We start from the raw sequence: 22,493 nt of genomic DNA, 5'->3' as shown, positions 1-22,493 counted from the left end.
GCGGCTTTTGTTACTCCGTTCTTCTCTGAATACTTGATTACCTGTTGACGGAAATGCGCGCCAGATGCTAAACTGGTCATGGAAATTCATCTCTTTCATGGCTGATTTGTGTGGTAACTTCATCATACCATGTTCGAGTTGAATTTCCATTCTCTTTTGTCACATATCATTTGTACCATAACAAATCATGCGCGTGCTTTTTTAGAAAATCTGCGCGGCGGGCGGTTCTTTTTACAACAATCCACCTCAAAAAATCCGCTTCACGTATTTTTTAGGTACTTCGGCGCATAGAAATTTCCGAGGGGCTTTGCTCCTTCGTCCACACGCTCCCCGCTTCGGCGCCGCCTTCCGGCGCGCGGCTGCGGCTTCGCCTTTCACACGTTGACATTTATTTAACTATGGTGTATTATGATATATAGACAGGTGACCGTTTTGTTCCGCCGAAAGGGGGGCTTTAAATGTCGATGATTATCTATACGATGATGGAAAAGTACTTAATGACGATGCAAAAGTACTCAGAACGACTCGTCGATAATTATGAAAAGGGGATGGCTCGCCTCGAAGCAAAAGATCGGGCGCGTGCCCCTTGGCTGTATTGCGACATGATCTGTTACGAATGCAAAAAAGAGACATTCGATTCCTGTAGATCTACTCTTAAAATGACGTACAACCGTTATTCAAATCCGTTCTGAAGCTTAAAATTTTGCATTTTCACACGGCCGGAATTTCCGGCCGCTACTGACAAAACAAAAATTTTAAAGGCTTTTTGTATGCCCGAAGACATATAAAAAGCCTTTTTTCATTACCAGTCCGAATCCCAGTCCGTGTCGCCGCTGTCCCATGAATCCCAGCCGCTGTCGTCGCTGCCCCAGTCGTCCCAGTCGTAATCGTCGTCGTCATCGTAATACGAAGACGAATACGAGTCGTCCGAGGTCTCGTCGTAATATTCCGACTCCGTAAAATCGCTCGCGCCGCCCGTCTCGTCGTAATACTCCGACGTATAATAATCGTCGTAATACCGCGACACGTAATAATCGTCGTAGTTGTCAGAAAGCGCCGCGTCAACGGTGTCCAAAATCATCCACGCGCCCAGCCCGCTGTCGTAGCCGTACCAGTCGTCATCGTAGTAATAATAATCGTTGTTATTGTAGTGATAATATCCTCTTGAGGGCGACTTGTCCAGATGTGCGAAGGCGATTATCAGAACGGCTATGACGGCGAATATTATAAGTCCCCTAAATTTCCTAAGCTTCGGCGTCTTAGGCATACTGCTTGACGCGCGCGCGGTGTACGACGGCTCGGCGCGGGAGACGTCTGCGCGGTACATATGCGTTTTTCTTTTGCGAAGCTCCGCTTCCGCCTTTATTTTTTCGTATATTTCGTTCACTGCGTAAGCCTCGTCGGGCCCCTTGTAGCGCACGGCGCGGCTTGCGTCGGATTTGTTTTTATATACTACAAAATCGCCGTCGTCGTCCCTGTATATGCCGAATGCTTCAGCCCCGCGATAGTCCTCTCCTATGAAAAAACGCATTTTTTCAAGGGGCATTCCCTTGTCGCGGCAGAAGGCGAGAAGCTCTTCTATAGTGCGCGGCTTTGCGTATTTTTTGTTGTTTTCCATATCGTCCTCCGTTTTTAGACGTTTATTATAATATATCATGTTTTTGTGCGCGCTTCAAGGCGTTATATTTAAGGCTTGCTTGACATTTAATTACTGTTTTATTATATTAAATAGGAATGTGTTTTTAATTATGAAAGGATTTTGCGTTATGGCAATTAAAATGCTTACGCCCCGCGTAGGGCTTACGGGTGAACTTACGGTTGACGGCGTTGTCTTCTCAGACAACGGCGTTATAATGATAGATAACGGCTGGGGGCGAAAGCAGGGACGCGAGATACTTGCGGAGCTTGAGGCAATAGACAAAAAGCTTATTGCTATAATCAACACGCATACGCATCTTGACCATGCGGGAGCCAATTATTTTCTTTATAAGGAGACGGACTGCACCGTATACTGCACGCTTTACGAATCTCTTATGGTGAGAGGCGCAAAGCAGCTTTTTCCGGCGCTTTTTACGGGATGCCCAAACCCGATCATGGACGGACTGGGGATATCGGAGGCCTTAAATCCCACCAAGCTGAGCGTGATACCCGATAACGGACAAGTGACGATAGACGGCGTGACGTTTGATATAATATCGACGCCCGGTCATTCCGACGGTCATGTGGCCATAGCCGTGGACAATATCCTTTTCTGCGGCGACGCGATAGTAGGCCCCGACTGGATGCGCCCCAGAAAGCTTATATACATGACAAATCCGACGCTTGAGCTTGAAACTCTTGCCCGCATACGCGAATCGTCCTACGATCTGTATGTGCCCTCGCACGGCTCGCCCGTAAAAGACCCGAACGAGGCCTGCGACATGATGGTGGAGATGCTGTCGCGCATCGAAACATTTACGCGCGAGGCGCTTGAGAACGGCCCCGTAACGCTTGATACGGCGGTACAGCATGTTTCGACAAAGCTTGCGCTCAGGCTTCGCGACCTTCGCACCTACAACACGGCGCGCGTGACCATACAATGCGTTTTGAACGACTGCGTAATGCATGATACCATGGATTATATCGTAAAAGACAATATGTTTTATTATAAAAAGCTTATGCCCGGCGAGATCAGGGAAGCAAAACTCAAAACGAGAGCGTGACGGGAGATTTGTTATGGCTATTGAAATGATAACCGACAGAGTCGGATATATAAAAAGCTTCGAGGGCGTCGAGCTCGGATATTTGGAGCTGTTCACTAACGTGGGACTTATAATGAGCGATCACGGCGTCATACTTATAGATACAGGATGGGGAGAAAAGCAGGGCAGAGCCATACTTTCGGAGCTTGAGCGCATCGGAAAGAAGCCCGCCGCCATAATAAACACGCACGCGCACCTCGACCACGCCGGAGCGAATAAATACATCGCCGACCGCACGGGCTGTCCCATATACTGTACGCTCTTCGAGTCGCTTTTTATGCGCGGCACGGAGAATATGTTCCACGTGTTGTTCTCGGAGATGGTGCTGCCGTTAAAGAACGGCCTCGAGGACTTCGGAAGCCTTCAAAAGACGGAGCCTGTCGTAATAGAGGCCGACAGCACGATAAATATTGACGGCAGAGAGCTTCGCACGGTGTCGCTTCCGGGCCACTCCGACGGCCACATAGGCGTTATATGCGACGGCGTGTTCTTCACGGGCGACGCGCTTTTGGACCCCGAATCAATGAGGAGAAACAAGGTCATGTACGTTACTTCGCCCGAGGCGATGAGCCGCTCGATCGAGCGCATAATGGAGACCGAATGTATAAAATACATACCCGCCCACGGGACCGCTTTCGACGATGCGCGCCTTGCGGGGGAGTATTACTTTAAAATGACGAAAAGACTTGAGACAAGCATGAAAAAAGCGGCGCGTATGCCGGTGCATCTTGACGACCTTCTTACGAAAGTGGCGGGCGACGTGCGTCTGCATCTTGAAAATCTGGCGTATTACAGCACGGCGAGAATAATGATACATTCCATGGCGAATAATTTCGTTCTGAGCGGCGTGTTTGAATACTTTTTCAAAGACAACACGCTCTATTACAGATTGAAGGAGAGTGACGCTCTTGAAGCAGTCTAAACCGAAATACTGCGTAAAATGCGGCCGCGAATTCGAGCCCGATATGACCGAATGTCCCGCCTGCCATGAAAAACTGTCCCCGAAAAAGCCGTGGATAGCCCGCGACGACGTTTCCACATGGGCAGTGCTTGAAAAGAACACGGGCGATATGCAAGCGGACCAGATGATATCCGTACTCGGATTTTACGGCATACCGGCGAGAAAATATTACAAGGGCTCGAGCCAGTACGTAAGCATTTTTACCGGCATGACGAGCATAGGCGTGTACGTCATAGTGCCCGAAAACGAGCTTGAGCGCGCAAAAAAGATACTTGCCGACGCGCCCGCATTCGACGAGGACGCCGAATTTGATTGGGATAGCGCGCCCGACGTGTGGAAGAACGAAAATGAACAAGAAAACGGTTGAATTAGACTATATGAACGCCATAGCCTGCCTTCTCGTGATACTCATTCACGTGCTGTCGGTGGGCATTGAGCGGATAGACACGATGTCGTGGCAGTCGGCGCTTATATATTTCCCGTGGAGGATCGCGGCCTTTGTAGTGCCGCTTTTCTTATATACGGGAGCCGTGAAAATGGCCATGCAGTTTGAGAATAAGCGCGTTACGGGAGCCGTATATCTAAGATACGCTTTAAGGCGCATAAAGAAGATATTTCTTCCTTACGCCGTATGGGTGTGCATATATTACTTTTGCTTCCTCGCAATAGGGTATGTTGAAGGCGGCGTGGGGGAATTCTTTTCCTACCTGTTCTCGGGCTCTCTGGCCGCTCCTTTTTATTATGTCATCATTATAATGCAGTTTTATCTTTTGATGCCGCTATGGGTATGGGTAATGCGCCGCGTGCCCTTTTATCTTTCGCTGGCAGTCTCGCTTCTTATATGGTTCTTTTTAGAATATTATCCTGATATAACCTGGGCGCTCGGCATATCGTTCCCCTACGGCGACAGGATCTTTCTTACTTATATCGTGTTCTGGGTACTGGGGCTTTACGCCGGAAAGAATTACGACAGGACGCTTGAAATGCTCACAACGAAAAAATGGGACAAGGTAGTATGCATCGCGCTTATACTTATATATGCATGGATATATTACATAAGGCTTCTCGGATACGCGACTCCCTTTGATATACTGAACGTAAAGCTCATAGCAGACGTGCTGTCGATATTAGTTCTCCACTTTATAGCAGTCTCGCTTTTGTCGGCGCACGAACTTATAAAGAAAACGCTTTCTGCGATCTACCGAAGTTCGTTTTTCGTGTTTTTGGCGCACAGCCTTTTTTTGACAGCTGCGCAGAGATTCTTGGACGGACAGGGGATCGTGCGGCTTTCTGCCGTTATAGGCGTGCGCGCTCTCGTTTGCTACAGCGTGCCTTTTATTCTCTATTTCATATGGAGCCGCATAAAGGCGGCGGCGGGAAAAGATAGATTCTCTTAATATTATTTTCACAATTTGTATTTACAAGAATTTATATTTATAGTATAATGATTATGTATTTACGTCATTAAAAAAGCAACAAATTGTATAAAAATATAAATACGGAGGAAGAAATGATAACACTCGGCATTGACATAGGTTCGACCACTTCTAAGGCCGTTCTTTTGGAGGACGGGGAAAAGATCCTCGCAAAAAAGATAATCCCGCTCGGCACCGGTACAAGCGGCGCTCAGACGGTATTCGATACGGTGCTTGAAATGGCAGGCATCACGACCGACGAGATAGATTATGCGCTTTCCACAGGCTACGGGCGCTACAGCTTTGAGTTTGCAAAGCGTCAGATAAGCGAAGTATCGTGCCATGCGAAGGGCATACGCTTTCTCGTGCCCACGGCGCGCACTATAATAGATATAGGCGGACAGGACGCGAAGGCGCTGTCGCTTGCGCCGAACGGCGCGCTTATGAACTTCGTTATGAACGACAAATGCGCGGCGGGCACGGGCAGATTCTTGGACGTTATGGCGCGCGTGCTCGACGTAAAGGTCGAGGATATGGGCGACATATCCGAGCTTTCTACGAAGGAGATAACGATAAACAATACATGCACCGTATTTGCGGAATCCGAAGTAATATCCAGGCTTTCTTCAAAAGAAAAGATCGAGGATATAATAGCGGGCATACATGCTTCGGTAGCAAAGAGAGTAAGCGGTCAGGCTTTACGCGTAGGCGTTATAGACGACGTTGTTATGAGCGGCGGCGTTGCAAGAAATAAGGGCATTGTACGCGCAATGGAAAAAGAGATCGGCCATAAGATCACCGTTCCCGAGGATTGTCAGCTTGCGGGAGCGCTGGGAGCGGCGCTTTTTGCATGGGATGAGCTTTTAAAGGAGAAAAAAGCAAAAGAGAGCAAATAAATCGGCCGCCTTTTCAAAAGATGCGTACGTCATCGCGTTTTAAAACGGCAGGTGTTAAAAAATGATATTCTTCCTTGAGATCATCGGCACCATAGCCTTCGCCATATCGGGCGCCTTGGTGGGCATACAGAAGAAAATGGACGTCTTCGGCGTAACTATCCTCGCAATGGCTACGGCCGTAGGCGGCGGGATAATACGCGACGTTATATTGGGCGTCACGCCGCCGACGGCGTTTCGGGCTCCCGTCTACGCGCTTACGGCGTTCGGCGTGGGCGTCGCCGTCTTCACGCTTGAGGCGCTGCGCCTGTTTAGGCGTATGCCGAAAAGCTATGAGACGGTGCTCTTGTGGATGGATTCGATAGGACTGGGAATATTTACTGTCAGCGGTATGCAGGTCGCGTATTCGGCAGATCTTAAAGCGAATGCGTTTCTTATCGTATCGGTAGGAGTCATAACGGGAGTGGGCGGCGGCATTTTAAGAGACGTGCTGGCAAAGGATATACCGTTCATCTTCGTAAAGCACTTCTACGCGACTGCGTCTTTGATAGGCGCCGTCGTATGCGTGGTGTTGTGGCGCTTTTTAGGCGAGGTGCCGGCCATGTTCATCGGAGCGGTGGTCATCGTGATCCTTCGCATCATAGCCGCGCATTATCGCTGGAAGCTTCCGAGGATAAGATAGTGCGCACATCAGTATAAAGGCAGCAGAAGCAATATTAAAAATATTATTTATAAAATAAATATCAGGGAGGTTTTGTAATGAGTGAACAGCAGGTAAAAAAGCCGAAGAGGCCCATGTCAAAATCGCTTATCATGGTGCGCCAGCAGCTGGCCGACCTTTATACGGAAGCGGGAGAGGCAAAAGCACGCGGTGAAAAGATCGGTTGGGCCGCATCTATATTCCCGCAGGAGATCTGCGAGACGCTTGGTCTCGTGGTGCTCTATCCCGAGAACCATTCGGCAGGCATTGCGGCGCGTCATCAGGCGGACCCGTTCCTTCAGCGCGCCGAGGGCGAGCTTGAGTACAACAACGACATATGCTCTTACGCAAAGATAAACCTGTCGTATATCGACACGAGAAATCTTGAAGCGAACAATATGCCGCTGCCGGACTTCATGCTTATTGCGAACAACATTTGCAACCAGGTAACAAAGTGGTACGAAAATATCGGCAAGAGATACAACGTTCCCGTATATATGCTCGATATGTCGTTCAATCATCAGAACTTCGTTACTGATTCGCGCCTTAAATATATTCGCGCTCAGATGGACGATATAATCGCGTCGCTCGAGAAGCTTACGGGCAAAAAGTTCGACCAGGACCGCTTCCGCGAGGTAATGGAGATATCGGCGGAGAACAAGGACCTTTGGATAAAGGCGAACGAGCTTATGGCAAACAGCCCCGCTCCGCTTAACGGCTTTGAGCTTTTCAATTATATGTCGGCAATGGTATGCTGCCGAGGCAAGCGCTCCACTACCGAGATAATGAAGCAGCTCATCTCCGAAATAGAGGAGCATATAGCGAAGGGCGATTCCACGTATCCCGGAGAGCAGAAGTACCGCATCTTCTGGGAGGGCATCGCGTGCTGGCCGCATTTCTCGCATAACTTCAAGACGATGAAGCGGCTCGGCATGAACATCGTAGCGACGGCTTATGTGCGCGCGTGGGCGCTCGACTACGTTCCCGGCGACCTTGACAGCCTTATAAAGGCGTACACCTTCACGCCGTCGAACAACACGCCGGTAGAAACGCTCGTTGAACGGCGCAGCCGCGACCTTATCAAGTTCAACTGCGACGGCATGATCTATCATTTGAACAGAAGCTGCAAGGTAATGGCTATGCAGCAGTCCGAGATACAGCGCAGACTTACAGAGAAGACGGGCGTACCCTACGTTTCGTTCGACGGCGACCAGTCCGACTTCAGAAATTACTCCGAGGCGCAGTTCGAGACGCGTATGGAGGCGTTTACCGAGATAATGGATCAGCATAAGGCAATAAGAGAAGCAAAGAAAGGCTGATATCGTAAAATCCGAAGTATAAGGAGAATCCGCAATGAGTGAACAGCAGGTAAAAAAGCCGAAGCGCCCCATGTCAAAGTCGCTCATAATGGTGCGTCAGCAGCTTGCCGACCTTTATAAAGAGGCCGAAGCCGCAAAAGCGCGCGGCGAAAAGATAGGCTGGTCGGCTTCGATATTCCCGCAGGAGATCTGCGAAACGCTCGGCATAACAGTCGTGTTCCCGGAGAACCATTCGGCGGGTGTTGCGGCGCGTCATCAGGCGGAGCCGTATCTTAACCGCGCTGAGGGAGAGCAGGAGTACAACAACGACTTATGCTCCTATGCGAAGATAAATCTTGCGTATATCGAGACGAGAGACCTGCCCGAGCATAATATGCCGATGCCCGATTTTCTGTTGTGTGCGAACAACATCTGCAATCAGGTAACGAAGTGGTACGAAAACATAGGAGATAAGTACGGCGTGCCGGTGTATATGCTCGATATGGTATATAACCATCAGCCATTCGTGACGCCCACGCGCATGAAATATATACGCGCTCAGATGGACGATATAATAGCCTCGCTCGAGGAGCTTACCGGCAAAAAGTTCGACCAGGATCGCTTCCGCGAGGTAATGGAAATATCGAGCGAGAACAAGGACTTATGGATGAAGGCCAACGAGCTTCTTTCAAACACCCCTGCTCCGCTTAACGGTTTTGAGCTTTTCAACTATATGTCCGCCATGGTATGCTGCCGCGGCAAGCGCTCTACTACCGAGATAATGAAGCAGCTCATCTCGGAGATCGAGGAGCATATAAAAAACGGCACCTCAACGTATCCGGTGGAAGAGAAGTACCGCATATTCTGGGAGGGCATCGCGTGCTGGCCGCACGTTTCGCATAATCTTAAAGTGATGAAGCGGCTCGGCATGAACATCGTCGCAACGGCTTACGTGCGCTCGTGGGCGCTCGACTATATCCCCGGCGACCTTGACAGCCTTGCGCGTGCGTATTCGTTTACGTCGAGCAATAACGTTCCGATAGAGACGCTCGTCGAACGGCGCAGCCGCGATCTTATTAAGTTCAAGTGCGACGGAATGGTCTATCATTTGAACAGAAGCTGCAAGGTAATGGATATGCAGCAGGCCGAGCTCCAGCGCAGAGTAACTGAGAAGACCGGCGTGCCCTACGTTTCGTTCGACGGCGATCAGTCCGACTTCAGAAATTACTCTGAGGCGCAGTTTGAAACGCGCATGGAAGCGTTCACGGAAGTAATGGACCAATTTAAGGCCATGAAGAACGAAAAATAAAGAAATTATCCGCCGCCCAAAGGTACTGCCTTGGACGGCGGCGCGGGACGCGTAAAACGCAGCCCGAAAACTATAAAAGTTAGGAGAAATTTTAATGAGTGAGCAGCAAGCAAAAAAGCCCAAGCGCCCTATGTCAAAGTCGCTTATAATGGTCCGCCAGCAGCTTGCAGACCTTTATAAGGAGGCGCAGGAGGCAAAGGCCCGCGGAGAAAAGATAGGCTGGTCGGCCTCCATATTCCCGCAGGAATTATGCGAGACCTTGGGCATCGTGGTAGTTTATCCCGAGAACCATTCCGCAGGCATCGCGGCGCGCCATCAGGCGGAGCCGTATCTGCAGCGCGCCGAGGGCGAGCAGGAGTACAACAACGACTTATGCTCATACGCGAAGATAAACCTTGCGTATATCGAGTCGCGAGACCTGCCCGAGCATAATATGCCCATGCCCGACTTCCTTCTGTGCGCGAACAACATCTGCAATCAGGTAACGAAATGGTACGAGAATTTAAGCCGGAAGTACGATATCCCGCTTTTTATGCTCGACATGTCGTTCAATCATCAGAACTTCGTAACGCCATCGCGTGAGAAGTACATACGCGCCCAGATGGACGATATTATAGAGCAGCTTGAAAAGCTTACGGGCAAGAAGTTCGACCAGGACCGCTTCCGCGAGATCATGGAGATATCGACCGAGAACAAGGACCTCTGGATAAAGGCAAACGAGCTTCTTACTAATATCCCCGCGCCCTTAAACGGCTTCGAGCTTTTCAACTATATGTCGGCAATGGTATGCTGCCGCGGCAGACGTTCCACTACCGAGATAATGAAGCAGCTCATCGCCGAAATAGAGGAGCACATAAAGAACGGCACCTCGACGTATCAGGGCGAGCAGAAATACCGCGTTTACTGGGAGGGCATCGCATGCTGGCCGCACGTTGCTCACAACCTTAAAATAATGAGAAAGCTCGGTATGAACATGGTCGTAACGGCTTACGTGCGCGCATGGGCGCTCGACTACATCCCCGGCGACCTCGACAGCCTCGCGCGGGCGTACACCTTCAACGCAAGCAACAATACGCCGATAGAAACGTTCGTCGAACGCCGCAGCCGCGACCTTATAAAGTTCAACTGCGACGGCATGATATACCACTTAAACAGAAGCTGCAAGGTCATGGATATGCAGCAGGCCGAGGTACAGCGCCAGATACAGGCGAAAACGGGCGTTCCGTTCGTATCGTTCGACGGCGACCAGTCCGACTTCAGAAATTATTCCGAGGCGCAGTTCGAGACCCGCATGGAGGCTTTTGCGGAACTGATGGATGAATTTAAAGCAACCAAGAAAAATAAGGAGGCGTAAGAACAATGGCTAATCTTGAAGAAAGACTCAATGAAGTAAAGATAATCGCAAGAAGCCCCAAGGCGCAGTTCAAAAAATATTTGGCGGCAGGCAAAAAGGTAATGGGCTGCTTCCCCATGTACGTTCCCGAGGTAATAGCTCACGCGGCAGGCATGGTGCCGATGGGCATGTGGGGCGCTCAGACGGAGCAGAAGCTCTCAAAGCTCTATCTTCCGGCGTTCGCGTGTCCGCTCATGCAGTCGAATATGGAGCTCGGTCTTCGCGGCACTTACGAGGGCATGACGGCGGCAATGATCCCCACGATGTGCGACACCTTCCGCTGCGTATCGCAGAACTGGAAGTCCGGCGTCAAGGTTCCCATGATATCGTTCAGCTTCCCGCAGAACAGAAAGCTCGCGGCTTCGGTGGAATTCCTTGAGACCGAATACAATCACGTAAAGAACTGCATCGAGGAAATTCTCGGCACGAAGATAACCGACGAGGCTCTTGAAAACAGCGTTAGTATTTACAACGAGCACGCAAAGCTTATGATGAAGTTCGCCGACCTCGTACCCGATCACCTCGACGTTATTACGCCAACCGTTCGCCATAACGTAATGAAGAGCGCCATGTTCGTTGAGAAGAGCGAGCATATCGAGATAATGAAGGATATCATAGCAGGCCTTGAGGCAAGCCCCGTATACAACTGGACCGGCAAGCGCGTAGTGCTCACCGGTATAACTGCGGAGCCAGAAAGCTTCCTTAAGATATTTGAGGACAACGGCCTTGCAGTAGTTGCAGACGACCTCGGCCAGGAAATGCGCCAGTACCGCACGCTTATCCCCGACGAGGGCAAGACTGTTATGGAGCGCATCGCGCGTCAGTGGAACAACAGATTCGCATGCCCCCTCGCTCACGACGAAGAATTCTCGCGCGGCGACCATCTTTTAGACCTCTGCAATAAGACGAAGGCTACGGGCGTTGTCGTTTGCCTTATGAAGTTCTGCGACCCCGAGGAGTACGACTTCCCGCTTTACAACAAGCAGCTTCGCGAAGCCGGCATTCCGTCGCTCTCGCTCGATATCGACCAGCAGCCGACGAATTACGACCAGGCGCGCACCAGACTTCAGGCTTTCGCCGAGATACTGTAAGGATAATTCTTATAAAAAAAACGAGCTCGTTTTTGCGAGCTTGTTTTTTTTATTTTTTTAGCCTTTTTTAACAAAAATACGACGTAAAGTGATACTGTTTGTGTTGAAATAGCCGCCTGCGGTTGATATAATAAAAGAAAAAGCCGCATACGCGCGCGTATGATGAAAGGAGATACAATAAATGTCACTGTTTGATGATTTGTTCGGAGGTTCATCGGAAAAAGTCAATAAGAACTTCACGCCGCCCTGTCCCCTCTGTCCCACCGACTGCCCAATGGGTCCCGATGCGTGCAGTGAGTGCAGCCCCTATAAGGAAAAGCTCAACGAAGTGCTTTATAATGTGGATCATATAGATGAATATTACAGCCGCTATGAAGTGACCACAAGCGCGCAGTCTGCGGGACAGACGACGCTTTGCCCGTATTGCGGCGGGGCCAGCGAAAATCCGTTCAAATGCGACTACTGCGGTATGCAGCTAAAGGAAGACGACGGAAAGATACGCGTAGGAAGCGCAAATGAGATACCCGACCCGATAATAGAGGCGCGCGACATAATATACGACCGCCACGCCGACGTTGTGAGCAGATACGGCGGCGAGAGCTCGTCCGATTCGATGCAGACGGGCGGAAGCATTCTCTCCATGCTTATAGGTCTGCTCGGCGATTCGGAGAGCGAGTCGGAGGGCTTAGGCGCTCGCATGAGCAAGGAGGATATAACGGAAGCCGCATCTATATACGGCGTTTCTTTAAGTACATATCTTAACGGCCTTGACAACGGCAAATATCTTACGCTCGAGCGTAAAAAGGCGTATGAACAGGCGAAGCGCGAAGGAAACGTCCAAATGGACGGAGGATTCGGCGGTCAGCTGGGCATGGGCGTCGGAGAACAGCCGGGAATGGGATTTGGCTCGGCTGCCGCCGCAATGATGATGAGCGGACTTATGGGAAATATGATGAATAACGGCGCGCAGGGTCAGCAGATGTTCGGCATGAATTCGATGCGCCCGCAGGGCGACATGTTCGGATATAATCAGAGACCGCAGCAAGGTATGCCGCGCCCCAATCAGGGCATGCCGCGCCCTAATCAGATGGGAGGCATGGGATTGGGTCAGCAGGCGCGTCCCACACAGCAGGCACGTCCAACACAGCCGCCAAGACCTACGCAGCCGCCGAGACCTACGCAAAGCTCAGGCATACCGCGTCCGACGCAGGCAGTGCCGAAGCCGCCGCATCCGCAGGGCTCGGGCATTCCGAAGCCGACTCAGCCGCACACGACGCAGCAGACTCCCCGTCCGACGCAGGCGGGTATGGGCTTAGGTCAGCAGGCGAGACCTGTGCAGACGCCCAGACCTGCGCAAAGCTCAGGAATACCGCGTCCGACGCAGACAGGATCGGGCCAGCAGGCGCGCCCCACACAGCAGCCGCGCCCCGCACAGGCTGGAAGTACGGGCATAGGCCACAAGCCGACTCCCGCACAGCCTCCGAGACCCACGCAAAGCTCAGGCGTACCGCGCCCGACACAGAGCGCTCCGCGCCCGGGGACGTCAAATCCGCCGAAGCCGCCGCGTCCCGGCGCATCAAGCCCGCAGAAGCCGCAGAAACCTACGGGAGGATTGGGCGGACTTTTCGGGAAAGACAAATAAGAACATAGTCTTAAAAGAAAGAGGGAAACTAAGTTCGTTTCCCTCTTTTCAGGCTTTTTTGTTCATATAAAAGAATATTGTGGTAAAATCAGCTTATGATGACAAATAAGAAGGGCGCGAAAGACAGTACGGAGGTGAGACAGGTGAAATACACCCGTCGTCTTTTCGGATATAAAAATATATACGACACGAAGGGAAGCGAGGAGCTTTTCGTTCTCGCAATGCGGGAGAACGCGCGCTTTCAGTACGACAACTGCGCCGATTACAGGAGAATACTCGACGAGTTTTCTTTTTCGCCCGATATGATACGCGGCGCAGACGACCTTGCGCGCCTGCCGTTTCTGCCGACGCTCTATTTTAAGCATCACGACCTTTTCAGCCTGCCCGACAGCCGGATGCTCATAAAAGCAACGTCGTCCGGCACTAGCGGAGTCATGTCGAATATAGGCTTTGATTTAAAGACTCTCGCCATAGGCTCGCGCATGGTCATAAACGTGGGCAGATATCATAAGCTCTGGTCGCCAGTGCCGACTAATTATATAATCTTCGGATATCAGCCCACAAAAACGAATAAGACGGCTGTGAGCAAAACGGCGCTGGGCTTTACCTTCTTCGCTCCGGCACTGAGCCGCACGTTCGCGCTTGAGGTGACGAAGAACGGATACGAGCTTTCGTGGGACAGAGTTTTAAGCGCCTTTGAACGTGCCTCGCGCTCACGCTTTCCCATGCGCACGATAGGCTTCCCCGCCTATACGTATTTTCTGTTAAGAAGCTTAAAAGAGCGCAAAATAAGATATAAGATGCCGCACGGCAGTTTGGTGACCTTGGGAGGCGGCTGGAAGCAGTTTTACGCAGAGCAGCCCGATAAAAAGGCGTTTTACGAGCTCGTTTGGGACGTGCTCGGCATAGATGAGGAGCACGTTATCGAATTTTTCGGCGCGGTCGAGCATCCCATACTTTACACAGACTGCAAATATCATCATTTTCATATACCGGTCTACAGCAGGGTAATAATACGCGATCCGGACACATTTCTGCCTGTTGAAAACGGGCGCGCTGGGCTTATAAATCTACTTACGCCGATGATGCAGAGCGGACCGCTTTTGAGCGTAATGACGGACGACCTGGGCGTACTTCACAACGAGGGGTGCCCCTGCGGCGCGCCCTCGCCGTGGCTTGAGATAATCGGGCGCGTAGGCATAAGCGATGTAATAACATGCGCCGCAGGCGCACAGGAGTATTTAAAGGAGCAGTCATGATCTTATATAAGGGAAAGCTTTATGAAAACAGCCGCCAGGAGGAGCTTATCGCCTCGCTTCGGGCTGACCTTTACGCCCCCTTGAATCGAGGAGAGACGCTTAAAAGCCGAACGGTGATAAACGCCTGCGACTCCCTGGTACGAAGGGTCAAAGAAGGAGAATTTGACAGCGTTGTAAAGCCGTTTTTGGATTTTTTTAATATAAGTGAAGCTCAGTTTGACGCCATGTGCGAGCTGTTTACAAAAGAGGGACTTACCAAAAAATGCGCCGTTGAGCTTTGCGACGACGAAAAGGTGATAGACGGGAAGATAATAAGAAAAAGATACCCTCTGGGCGCGCTTCTTCATATAGCCGCAGGCAATGTTGACGCGCTGCCCGCGTACAGCGTAGTGGAGGGGCTTTTATCGGGCAATATAAATATACTCAAGCTGCCTATGGGCGATTCGGGGCTTTCCGTATTGCTCCTTTACGAGCTTATAAAAACGGAGCCGCTCCTTTCGGAGTATATTTACGTTTTCGATGTACCGTCCACCGATACGGCGTCGCTTAAAGCTTTGGCCGATCTTTGCGACGGCGTGGTAGTGTGGGGAGGCGACGCCGCCGTGAAAGCCGCAAGGAGCCTTGCAGACGTAAATACAAAGATAATCGCGTGGGGCCATAAGCTGTCGTTTGCATACGCCGAGCCGGACGCCTCCGATTCGGAGCTTTATCTGCTGGCAAAGTCGATCTGCGATACAAATCAGCTTCTATGCTCTTCATGTCAGGGTATCTTTATCGATACAACATCAAAAGAGGCGCAAAACGAATTTGCCCGAAGATTTTTTCGGATATTAAAAGAGGCTAATGAAAAATCACGTCCCCAGGATTACGGCATGAGGGCAAAGAATGCCATAAATCTTTATAACGAGAGACTTGAGCGCCACATTACGGGGACCGAAGTCTTGAGCGAAAACGGAATAAGCGTGATGATATGTGAAGATTCCGAGCTTGCGCTTTCATATCTTTACAGGAACGTATGGATAAAGCGGTTGCCGCTTGATAAGTTATATTCGCTTAAAAAGCATAAGAATTATCTGCAAACGGCGGCGGTGCTTACACAGGACAAGGAAAAACGAAAAGAGATATCAAATATGCTTGCTCTTGTCGGCGTGGTGCGCATAACATCCGCAGGCAATATGTCGCGCACGGTGTGCGGCGAGGCGCACGACGGCGTATATCCTTTGCGTGAATACAGCCGTATAGTCGAAACGGAGATGACCTGACACGAAAATAGTGCGGCGCAGTACACGGGGATTTCCCCAAAAGCCGTTTTTTATGATATAATTCTATTTATAGCATACGATTTTTGCTCTCATAGACGATGCGTACGCAAATCGAGGAGGTGGAGCGGATTGTCCGAAAAGATAAAAAAGCATCTTTGTTATTTAGTTATATGCGCAGTATTCTTTACGATGTTGTCGGGGTGCAGTTTGAATAATATGAAGACTTATGAGCATATAAGAATGCCGGCAGTTATACAGGGCACAGATTTTTGTATCCAAAGCGAGCAGGGAGAGTACGAAAAGGCGTTTTTAAACGGCGTTAATATAGGCGCGGCCTCAGTAGGCAATTTTCCGGGGGAGTTTGCGATATCTAAAGAAGACTATATTCGCTGGTTCGGTTATATAAGCGATATGAACGTTCGGGTAATTCGCGTATATGTAAACCAGACGCCGCAGTTTTATGAGGCGCTTTTGGAGTTCAACTTAGCATCGGAGTGTCCGCTTTATCTCATTCAGGGCGTTTATGCCAACGAGGAGCTCATAGAAGAATATCAGAACGCATTTCAGAATGATTTTAAAGAAATTTTCTTTACGGATATACAAAATGCCGTTGATATGATACACGGCAGCTGCGATATTGAAATAAGGCCCGGAAACGCGGGAGGTACATATACTGCCGATGTATCCTCATGGGTCATAGGCTGGATACTCGGCATCGAGTGGAGCGCCGATTTTGTGAACGCTACAAATGAGGCGGAGTCCGAGAGGCGCGGATTTAAAGGGAAATACGTGTATACGCAGGGCGCGTCTCCGTTTGAGGTGTTTTTAGCAGAGGCGGCCGAAACTGCGATAGAGCGCGATCTGGAAGTTTACGGAGACGAACGTCCCGTGGCGATATGCAACTGGTGCACGACCGACCCGCTAGATCATCCCAACGAGCCGAGTCCGGAAGTTGAGGATGCAGCCGTAGTCGACGCCGAGCATATATGCGCGACCGAAAACTTTTCGGCGGGCTTTTTCGCTTCATATCACGTTTATCCCTACTATCCGGAGTTTTTAAGCTACGATACAAAATATTTAAAAGGAGAAACGCCGGATCCTTATCTTGAATATTTAAAAGAGCTTACGGCCTATCATTCCATGCCGGTACTCGTGTCGGAGTACGGTATACCTACGTCGCGCGGGATAGCGCACGTCAATTCAGTTACGGGAATGACGCAAGGATACGCAAGCGAGACAGATCAGGCCGAATGGCTTATCTCTCTCAATAAGGATATACGCGAAGCCGGCTGCTGCGGAGCGATCATATTCAGCTGGCAGGACGAGTGGTTCAAGCGCAACTGGAATACTATGGATTATGAGATACCGGAAAGACGTCCGTTTTGGTATAATGTACAATGTCCCGAGGAATGCTTCGGAATACTCTCGTTCGAGCCGGGAGAGTCTGCGCCGCTTGTATCTGTGGATGGCAGCATATCGGAATGGAGCGAAGACAGACCGGTGGCAAAACAGGACGGTATGGAAGTTTATGCACGGTGCGATGCGGCATATCTTTATCTAATGATAAAAGGCGAGGACTGGGATCTTGAGCGCGATACGGTTTATGTTCCCATAGGCACGTCAAAATCAACAGGAAGCGACCATATCAACGGAGGACTTGTTTTTTCGGATCGGGCAAATTACCTTATGATACTTGACGGCAGGGAAAACAGCAGAATATTGACAGAAGCCTCATGCGACATATTTCAATACAGCTATTCCCATATGCATTCGTTCTTCGATCCTCTGCCGGGTCAGTATGAAGATAATTCGGGATATTACAATCCGATCTATATAGCTATGAACCGGCCTATGTATATGCCGGAAACGGGAGAAACAACAGAGTTTTCGCGTCACGAAACGGGTCGGCTAAGGTACGGCGATGCGAAAGAGGATTCGCTCGCCGATATATGCGCCGGAGAGAACTGCGTTGAAATAAGGCTGCCGTGGCAGCTTATAGGTTTTATGGATCCGTCGCAAAAGCAGGTCGTGGGAGATCTTAGTAAGGCAACTGATAATATAACGCCCAAAACCGTTGACGGAATACGCTTAGGCGTTGTCCGCGAAGGGTATGACGGCGCCGTTTCGATGGGTCTTTTTTCATGGGATGATTGGGAAACGCCGGTTTTCCATGAGAGACTTAAAGCGTCTTATGCAATTTTGCGCGATTATTTTGCAAGTCAGCAATAGGGGGAGTACAGGTGCACGAGTGGGTACAGATATTTATCGACGTTCTTATAATAGGAATGGCGGGCATTCTTATATTGTTCACGCTTTTGCTGTTTATACTGCATATTATCTCAACGTCGAACAAAATAAGGGTAGAACGGATAAAAAGATGGATAATGCGCATACTCAGCGTAAACCAAGACTTGGAGTACAGACGGGAGCAGATATACAGCCTGCTTGACGAAAAGGGAGAGAAAAAGACGCTCAGGGATATAAAGGGCATACGCTCCGGACGAGGCACCGTAGCGTTGTCAATGGTCGTTGCGGATATTACACCCGAGCAGAGGGATACTCTTCGAAATATGATACTGCGCGACGAATGGTACGGCGCGCACATACATAAAAAGCTGCATTCGGGAAATGTGGCGCAGGTGGGCGTGTTTACAAAGCTTATTGCAGACCTTAAGCTTACGGGCTTTGAGGACGAGGTATATGAAAACCTTTACAGATGGAACAGCTCGGCTGACATTCAGGAGATAAGCATGCTTGCGCTGTTCATGTGCGGCTGCGAGGAAAAACTTATCTCGCTTTTCTCCGATAAGAAATTCAGAATAATATTGTCGTTCAGGCAGCTTCAGGAGCTTTTCGACAACTACGCCGGCGACCACGCAAAGCTCTATCATGAGCTTTTGGGGATCGACTGCGACGTATACGTGACCCGCGTATGCATAAGAGGCGTGGGCGCGGAGGAGATACGCGATATGTGTCACGAGATCGAGCCGTATCTTTCGTCTGAAAACATTAACCTTATGATAGAAAGCATACGTTCGCTCGGTAAAATGCGTTATCGCCCTGCCGCCGACGTCATACGGGAGAGAACGAAGCACAGCGCATGGAGCGTGAGAAGCACGGCGGTAACGGCTCTTTCACAGATATGCCCGGACGACTGCTACGATCACCTGCTTTCGTGTCTGTGCGACAGCGAATGGTGGGTGCGCTTCCATGCGGCGCAGGCTTTGAGCGAGCTTTCGGGACATGAGAGCCTGCTTGCCGACGCAAGGGCGCTGGGCGACAAGTTCGCCTATGAGATGATGAATTATATGCTTGAGAGAAAAAGGCTGCTTGCAGCGGAGGTGCCGGCATGAGCATAAGTCTTTACGATATAGTAATGGTGATAAACTATGTTTCCCTGTTTTACGTGCTTGCCATAAGCACGATATACCTTATACAGCTCATATGCGCCGTAAGCGGCCTTGGCGAATACAGCCGATCCATGAAATATACCGACTATGCGCGTTTCGTTTTCTCGGATAATATGGTGCCTATAAGCGTGCTCGTTCCCGCGTATAACGAATCTGCGACTATCGTAGACAATACGAAGAACCTCTTGTCCCTCGATTTCGGCCACTATGAGGTCATAGTTATCAACGACGGATCTAAGGACAACACGCTTGAGCTTTTAAAGGACGCATTTCACCTTATAAAGATAGATCAGCCGTATAAGCGGTCAATACCCACTCAAAAGGTCAGGGATATTTACCGTTCGGCGGCTTATCCCAATCTTGTCGTAGTAGATAAGGAAAACGGAGGAAAGGCAGACGCTTTGAACGCGGGGATAAACATATCGATGTATCCCGTTTTCGTTTCCATCGACGCCGACTCGATACTTGAGAAATCGTCACTCGCTAAGATAATATACGCCTTTATGATAGACCCGAAATGCGTCGCAGTAGGTGGAATTATAAGGATCGCAAGCGGATGCGAGATAGTTGACGGCGAGCTTCACGAGATAGATCTTTCGGGCAATCCGCTTTTGATGCTTCAAACGAACGAGTATCTCAGGGCTTTCCTTACGGGCAGGATAGGCTTTCATAAAATGGGTATGCTCCTTATAATATCGGGAGCGTTCGGCGCGTTCAATAAGCAGGTAGTCATCGACGCCGGAGGATATACGCCGCGCTGCATAGGCGAGGACATGGAGCTTGTAGTAAAGCTTCATAAGAATATGATGAAAAATGGGCGCGTATACTCCATTAAGTTCCTGCCTGACCCCGTCTGCTGGACGCAGCCGCCCGATAATCTGGGCGACTTAAAAAAGCAGCGCAAGCGCTGGCACATTGGTCTCATAGATACGCTTTTAAGACACAAGGATATGGCTTTTCGTGCCAAATACGGGCGCGTGGGACTTTTTTGCCTGCCGTATTTCTGGATATTTGAGCTTATCGGTCCTATCTTTGAGGTAATGGGATACATCTCCGTACCCATATCCTTTATATTGGGCGTCATCAATATTCATTTTATGATAAGCTTCTTCTTGGTGGCTGTACTGTACGGCATAATCCTTTCGACGGGAGCCCTGCTCATGGAGGAGAAGACCTTCCGCAAATATCCGAAGATAAGCCAGATACTCAAGCTGTATCTGTATGCTATAATAGACAATTTCGGATACAGACAGTTAAACTCGATATATAAGGTCGAGGCGACTTGGGGATACAGAAAGAACAAGTCGTCATGGGGAAGCATGAAGCGCCGCGCTTTCGTCGTGGGCGACAAGAAGAAGTGATAAAAAAGCATACGAAAGCCCCGCCTGTAAACTTCAAACAGGCGGGGCGCATTGTTTTATCGTCTGTTGGGAATACAATAAAAAATGTCATTCAACCAATGTAGTTACAAAGGCGCATGGACAAAGGGGGGCAAAAGTTTCGTCAAAGACGAAAACCTTCACGGTTGCGGCTTCCTCGGGCACTTCGAATGTCACGAAGTTGATTTCACCCGAGACAAGCGTATGATGCTCTACCTCAAGGAATTGTCCCTCTGCGTCATAGGAAACGCTGAAGGCTTCGGCCGCGCCTTCGGCATAAACATACGTTTCGGCGAGCAGAGCGGGATCCCATATCATGATATCGTGATAGCGGTCATACTGCGCCCAGGCCGCGGGCTCGTACATATCGTAATGGATGCGGGCCGTGCTCATGGCGTCGTTTACGTCGTCGGGAGTGCCCACAAGGCGAGAATAGAAGGAGATATCGACATTTTTCCACTGAGTTTCCGTGCCTTCGTAATATACGTCTTCAAGGTCGGGGCATCCGGAAAAAGCGAATGATTCGATCTTTGTAACAGTGTCGGGTATTCTCACGCTTTTAAGGCTTACACAGTCACGAAAAACACTGCCCTTAATCGTCGTGACTCCGCGGCCGATGACTGCAGTCACAAGATTTTCGCATCCCATGAAGCTGTTGGCTCCAAGAGTCGTCACGCTTTCGGGAATGGTCACAGACGTAAGTCCCGTGCAGTCACTAAAGCCGTTTATCGTCTCAATGCCTTCGGGGAAATCCACGCTTTCAAGACTCGAGCAGTCGGCAAACGCATTGGAGTAGATATATTTAAGGCTGCCCGGGAAATTTATTTTTTTGAGAGCAGAGCAGCCGGAGAATGCCGAATTGTGGATCGTCTCGAGCGTATCGGGCAGATGAACATTGGTAAGATTTTCGCAGCCATAGAAAGCGCACTCGCCGATCTCGGTAGCGCCTTCCTCAAAAACGACTGAGCGGATCATGTCACGTTTATACCACCAAGGAGGCGCATCGAAGATGCGGTTCATGGTATTTGATACATATTTCGGCATAGCTCCGGTGCCTGTTATGGTCAGAACTCCGCTTTCCTCATTAAGCTCCCACGTAAGATTTTCTCCGCATGAGTTTCGCGGCTGCGTGTCCCCCAGCGCGGAGGAGGGCAGAATAAGCATAAAAAGGAAACATAGCAGGGTAATGCGTAAAACGATGCGTTTCATTAAGCATCCTCCTTTGCGTGTTCGTGATCGTAAGGTCAAGTAAAACTATGGGCTATCATCCTGATATTATAATATAATACATAAGCGAATAAAGCAATACTTACGTAAAAAACAAGGTTCAAGTCCTGTCACAATACAAAAAGACCGCCATGCTCCGATGGAGCATGACGGTCTTTCGTGGCGCGGGTGACAGGACCGCAGATGCAGAGCATCTGCCGAGCTTGACGGCACAGCCGTCCGCGCTCCGGCCGCCTGAAAACAGTCCACCGGACTGTTTTCTTAACGTCTTCTCTTGCGGTGCCCGAATCACGCCGCCGCCTTGCGGCAGCCCGCTTTACGACCGCTGCGCCGATTCATGCTCGCTTCATCTGCCACCGGCAGCGCTCGCACTCATCGCCTTCATAAGGTTCAAGTCCTGTCACAATAAGAAAAGGCCGACATGCCCCGATGGAGCATGACGACCTTATTGGTGCGGGTGACAGGACTTGAACCTGCAAACGAAAGGCTGAAAATCCGCGTAATTACTGCGTT

19 protein-coding genes are annotated in these 22,493 nt (G+C 50.1%); 17 read left to right on the top strand and 2 right to left on the bottom strand.

Going from position 1 to position 22,493, the window contains the following annotated elements; genetic code table 11:
• Positions 1-458 precede the first annotated feature (458 nt).
• Positions 459-692, top strand: a complete 234-nt coding sequence (locus tag IJG50_07690; GenBank protein ID MBQ3379725.1) for a hypothetical protein — start codon at positions 459-461, stop codon at positions 690-692.
• A gap of 110 nt (positions 693-802) precedes the next feature.
• Here IJG50_07690 and IJG50_07685 read toward each other — a convergent pair whose 3' ends face one another.
• Positions 803-1,618: a hypothetical protein gene (locus tag IJG50_07685; GenBank protein ID MBQ3379724.1), complete on the bottom strand. Its 816-nt coding sequence runs from the start codon at positions 1,616-1,618 to the stop codon at positions 803-805.
• A gap of 148 nt (positions 1,619-1,766) precedes the next feature.
• Between IJG50_07685 and IJG50_07680 the strand changes: the two genes are divergently transcribed.
• The 16 genes from IJG50_07680 to IJG50_07605 all read left to right on the top strand — a co-directional run bounded on the left by IJG50_07680 (position 1,767) and on the right by IJG50_07605 (position 20,735).
• On the top strand, positions 1,767-2,702 hold the full coding sequence (locus tag IJG50_07680) for an MBL fold metallo-hydrolase (protein MBQ3379723.1): 936 nt from the start codon (positions 1,767-1,769) through the stop codon (positions 2,700-2,702).
• Between the two features lie 13 nt (positions 2,703-2,715).
• Positions 2,716-3,663: an MBL fold metallo-hydrolase gene (locus tag IJG50_07675; protein MBQ3379722.1), complete on the top strand. Its 948-nt coding sequence runs from the start codon at positions 2,716-2,718 to the stop codon at positions 3,661-3,663.
• Positions 3,650-4,069, top strand: a complete 420-nt coding sequence (locus tag IJG50_07670) for a hypothetical protein (GenBank protein ID MBQ3379721.1) — start codon at positions 3,650-3,652, stop codon at positions 4,067-4,069. The genes IJG50_07675 and IJG50_07670 overlap by 14 nt, the downstream gene beginning before the upstream one ends.
• Complete coding sequence (locus tag IJG50_07665; GenBank protein MBQ3379720.1) at positions 4,050-5,099, top strand: acyltransferase; 1,050 nt, start codon at positions 4,050-4,052, stop codon at positions 5,097-5,099. The genes IJG50_07670 and IJG50_07665 overlap by 20 nt, the downstream gene beginning before the upstream one ends.
• 113 nt (positions 5,100-5,212) lie before the next feature.
• Positions 5,213-6,013 carry a 2-hydroxyglutaryl-CoA dehydratase gene (locus tag IJG50_07660; GenBank protein MBQ3379719.1) on the top strand — a complete coding sequence of 267 codons (801 nt, stop codon included), beginning with the start codon at positions 5,213-5,215 and terminating at the stop codon, positions 6,011-6,013.
• A gap of 61 nt (positions 6,014-6,074) precedes the next feature.
• Positions 6,075-6,692, top strand: a complete 618-nt coding sequence (locus IJG50_07655) for a trimeric intracellular cation channel family protein (GenBank protein ID MBQ3379718.1) — start codon at positions 6,075-6,077, stop codon at positions 6,690-6,692.
• Between the two features lie 77 nt (positions 6,693-6,769).
• Positions 6,770-8,029, top strand: a complete 1,260-nt coding sequence (locus tag IJG50_07650) for a 2-hydroxyacyl-CoA dehydratase (GenBank protein ID MBQ3379717.1) — start codon at positions 6,770-6,772, stop codon at positions 8,027-8,029.
• A gap of 88 nt (positions 8,030-8,117) precedes the next feature.
• On the top strand, positions 8,118-9,317 hold the full coding sequence (locus IJG50_07645; GenBank protein MBQ3379716.1) for a 2-hydroxyacyl-CoA dehydratase: 1,200 nt from the start codon (positions 8,118-8,120) through the stop codon (positions 9,315-9,317).
• A gap of 148 nt (positions 9,318-9,465) precedes the next feature.
• On the top strand, positions 9,466-10,671 hold the full coding sequence (locus tag IJG50_07640) for a 2-hydroxyacyl-CoA dehydratase (protein ID MBQ3379715.1): 1,206 nt from the start codon (positions 9,466-9,468) through the stop codon (positions 10,669-10,671).
• Positions 10,672-10,676: 5 nt separating this feature from the next.
• Positions 10,677-11,801 carry a 2-hydroxyacyl-CoA dehydratase gene (locus tag IJG50_07635; GenBank protein MBQ3379714.1) on the top strand — a complete coding sequence of 375 codons (1,125 nt, stop codon included), beginning with the start codon at positions 10,677-10,679 and terminating at the stop codon, positions 11,799-11,801.
• Positions 11,802-11,982: 181 nt separating this feature from the next.
• Positions 11,983-13,443, top strand: coding sequence for a hypothetical protein (locus IJG50_07630; protein ID MBQ3379713.1), 1,461 nt, complete (start codon positions 11,983-11,985; stop codon positions 13,441-13,443).
• A gap of 143 nt (positions 13,444-13,586) precedes the next feature.
• Positions 13,587-14,702, top strand: a complete 1,116-nt coding sequence (locus IJG50_07625) for an acyl-protein synthetase (GenBank protein MBQ3379712.1) — start codon at positions 13,587-13,589, stop codon at positions 14,700-14,702.
• Positions 14,699-15,964, top strand: a complete 1,266-nt coding sequence (locus IJG50_07620) for an acyl-CoA reductase (GenBank protein ID MBQ3379711.1) — start codon at positions 14,699-14,701, stop codon at positions 15,962-15,964. Before IJG50_07625 ends, IJG50_07620 begins: the two co-directional genes overlap by 4 nt.
• 129 nt (positions 15,965-16,093) lie before the next feature.
• On the top strand, positions 16,094-18,193 hold the full coding sequence (locus tag IJG50_07615) for a family 2 glycosyl transferase (protein MBQ3379710.1): 2,100 nt from the start codon (positions 16,094-16,096) through the stop codon (positions 18,191-18,193).
• Positions 18,194-18,204: 11 nt separating this feature from the next.
• Complete coding sequence (locus IJG50_07610; protein MBQ3379709.1) at positions 18,205-19,317, top strand: HEAT repeat domain-containing protein; 1,113 nt, start codon at positions 18,205-18,207, stop codon at positions 19,315-19,317.
• Complete coding sequence (locus IJG50_07605) at positions 19,314-20,735, top strand: glycosyltransferase family 2 protein (protein MBQ3379708.1); 1,422 nt, start codon at positions 19,314-19,316, stop codon at positions 20,733-20,735. Before IJG50_07610 ends, IJG50_07605 begins: the two co-directional genes overlap by 4 nt.
• A gap of 87 nt (positions 20,736-20,822) precedes the next feature.
• Here IJG50_07605 and IJG50_07600 read toward each other — a convergent pair whose 3' ends face one another.
• On the bottom strand, positions 20,823-21,962 hold the full coding sequence (locus IJG50_07600) for a leucine-rich repeat domain-containing protein (GenBank protein ID MBQ3379707.1): 1,140 nt from the start codon (positions 21,960-21,962) through the stop codon (positions 20,823-20,825).
• Between the last annotated feature and the right edge of the window lie 531 nt (positions 21,963-22,493).

The organism is Clostridia bacterium, assembly GCA_017405765.1.
GTDB lineage: Bacteria > Bacillota > Clostridia > Oscillospirales > RGIG577 > RGIG577.
The sequence above is the reverse complement of the archived record's forward strand: the minus strand, read 5'-3'. Positions and strand labels throughout refer to the sequence as shown.